The organism is Paraburkholderia sp., from assembly GCF_035656215.1.
Taxonomy (GTDB): domain Bacteria; phylum Pseudomonadota; class Gammaproteobacteria; order Burkholderiales; family Burkholderiaceae; genus Paraburkholderia.
Genome location: NZ_DASRSY010000185.1, coordinates 1 through 2,938, shown reverse-complemented (window position 1 = coordinate 2,938; position 2,938 = coordinate 1). Strand labels below are relative to the sequence as shown.

Here is a 2,938-nt window from a genome sequence, read left to right as displayed (position 1 = left end):
CGCTCGCCTGTTCGGCCAGTTGCGCATGATGCATGATGGTGCGGTGATCCCACGCGGTCTGGAAAATCGACGTGCCAATACCGCCGCACATGATCCGGACGAAATTCGACAAGCCAGACGCAGCCGGAATCCGGTTGCCTGGCAAACCCGACAGCGTGATCGACACCAGCGGGATGAAGAACCCGGCCATGCCGATCCCCTGAATCAACGTGGGTAGCAGCAGCGAATAAGTATCGACACCAGTCGTATAACGTGAGCGCATCCAGAAACATAGCGCGAACACGAGGAACGACAAGGTCGCGATATAACGCGGATCGGTACGCGGCAACACCTTGCCGGTGATCGGCGACAGCAGCACCGCGAACAGGCCGACCGGCGCCATCACGAGACCCGCTTCGGTGGCGGTGTAGCCGATATCGGTTTGCAGCCACAACGGCAACAACACGAGGTTGCCGAAGTAGAGCCCGTAGCCGATCGACAACGCAATCGTGCCGCTCGTAAAATTGCGCCGCCTGAAAAGCGATAGATCGACCACCGGATGCTCGGCCGTCAATTCCCACACGATGAAGAACGCGAGCGAAATCACCGCGACCAGCGCTAGCACGACGACGGTGGTCGACGAGAACCAGTCAAGGTCCTTGCCCTTATCGAGCATCACCTGCAACGAGCCGACCCAGAGGATCAGCAGCCCGAGACCGACGCCGTCGATCGGCGCCTTTCTGATGACCGAATCGCGGTTGCGGAAGATCGACCACGTCGCGATAGCGGCGATCGCGCCGACCGGAATGTTGACGTAGAAAATCCACGGCCACGAGATGTTGTCCGAGATCCAGCCGCCGAGAATCGGCCCGGCCACCGGCGCGATCAGCGTGGTCATCGCCCACATCGATAAAGCCATTGGCGCCTTGGCGCGTGGGTAGCTCGCGAGCAGCAGCGTTTGCGACAGCGGAATCATCGGGCCGGCCACGGCGCCTTGCAGCACACGCGAAGCAAGCAGGAACGGCAGGGTGGGTGCGAGGCCGCACATCCACGACGAGATCACGAACAGAATGATCGACGCCATGAACAGGCGTACCTGACCGACGCGTTCGGTAAGCCAGCCGGTCAGCGGCACGGAGATCGCGTTCGCTACCGCGAACGACGTGATGACCCACGTGCCCTGGTCGGACGACACACCGAGATCGCCCGAAATGGACGGGATCGACACGTTCGCAATCGACGTGTCGAGCACATTCATAAAAACGGCGAGCGACACCGCGATGGTGCCGATCACCAGTTGCGCGCCCTCGAGCGGCGGATGAGGGACTTGCGCCTGAGCCTGAGCCATTAATCAAAAAGCCTTATATGAATCGTCGCGCCGCTTACATCAACTTCGCAGCGGGCTTCGCGGCGCCGGCTTGAGCCGACTTCTGCGAGCCACCGTTCGGACCTGCGTTTTCCGAGATGATGCGAGCGATTTCCGCGTCAGCCTGGTCGCCGTACTTCTCGAACACATTGGTCTGATAGACCGTGTTTGGCGCGTTGCCGAGTTGACCGCCGTTGTCGTCCTTGATGGTCACGTCGGCTTGCATCGACAGGCCGATGCGCAGCGGATGCTTTTCAAGTTCCTGCGGGTCGAGCGCGATCCGCACCGGCAGACGTTGCACCACCTTGATCCAGTTACCGGTTGCATTCTGCGCGGGCAGCAGCGAGAACGCCGAACCCGTGCCCGCCGAGAAGCCGACCACCTTGCCGTGGAACACCACCGACGAGCCGTACACGTCGGCCGTCAGTTCGACCGGCTGGCCAATGCGCATGTGCTTCAGTTGCACTTCCTTGAAGTTCGCATCGACCCACACGCCGCCCAGCGGCACGATGGCCATCAGCGGGGTGCCCGGCGAGACGCGCTGGCCGACCTGCACCGAGCGTTTCGCGACATAGCCCGTGACCGGCGCCGGCAGGTTGTTACGTGCGTTGTTCAGGTACGCGTCGCGGACCTTCGCGGCGGCGGCCTGCACATTGGGGTGATCCGCGATCGTGGTGTTGGCGGTCAGCGCCCGGTTCGACGCCAGTTGTTGCTGGGCGGCGTCGACAGAGGCTTGCGCGCTTTTCACGGCGTCGCGCGCGTGCGAGATTTCTTCCAGCGACACGGCGCCCGTTTGCGCGACCGTCAGACGGCGCTTCAGGTCGTCCTGTGCACGCGACAGATCGGACTGACGCTGGGCAACTTGCGCCTGATACTGATTGTCGTCGGCGAACAGGCCGCGGACCTGGCGCACCGTCTGCGCAAGATTCGCTTCGGCTTGTTCGAGCGCGACGCGCGCGTCGGCCGGATCGAGCACGACGAGCGGGTCGCCGGCCTTCACGGTTTGCGTGTCGTCCGCGTTCACGGCGACAACCGTGCCGGTGACCTGCGGCGTGATCTGTACGACGTTGCCGTTCACATACGCGTCGTCGGTGTCTTCATGGAAGCGTGCGTCGAGGAAGTAGTAAAGGCCGTAGGCGACCGCGGCGATCAGGATCACGATGACGAGCAGCGTCATCATGCGCTTGCGTTTGCCGTTGTTCGCCGGTTGTGCGGGGGCCGCGGGCTGCTGGGGGGTGCTCATTGATGTGCTCCGGTTTCTCTCAAGCGTCGTCGTTTATTCGGATGTTCGTGCGAGTGTGGCTCGCGTCGATGTGGCTTCAGTTTGCAGCGGCGGTCGCGGCGGCGGCCGATGCGGGGGCATCGGTCGGCACCACGAGGCCGGTCTGCGTTGCGTCGAAACCGCCGCCGAGCGCCTTGATGAGGCCGATCTGCATATCGCGGCGACGCATATTGAGGCCCGTCACCGTCTGTTCTGCGCTAAGGCGGTTCTGGTCGGCGGTCAGCACCTGCAACTGCGGCGACAAACCGGCCTTGTAGCGGATTACCGCCAGCTGATAGGCCTTGGTCGACGCGTCGAGCGCGCGCTGGGCG

At 63.1% G+C, this 2,938-nt stretch carries 3 protein-coding genes; all 3 read right to left on the bottom strand.

Annotation, left to right across the window (positions count from 1 at the left end):
* A partial coding sequence (locus tag VFE81_RS10670; RefSeq protein WP_325044561.1) for a DHA2 family efflux MFS transporter permease subunit occupies window positions 1-1,327 on the bottom strand: 1,327 nt, incomplete at its 3' end.
* A 34-nt stretch (window positions 1,328-1,361) separates the two neighbouring features.
* Window positions 1,362-2,588, bottom strand: coding sequence for an EmrA/EmrK family multidrug efflux transporter periplasmic adaptor subunit (locus VFE81_RS10665; protein ID WP_325044560.1), 1,227 nt, complete (start codon window positions 2,586-2,588; stop codon window positions 1,362-1,364).
* 76 nt (window positions 2,589-2,664) lie between these two features.
* A partial coding sequence (locus tag VFE81_RS10660) for a TolC family protein (protein WP_325044559.1) occupies window positions 2,665-2,938 on the bottom strand: 274 nt, incomplete at its 5' end.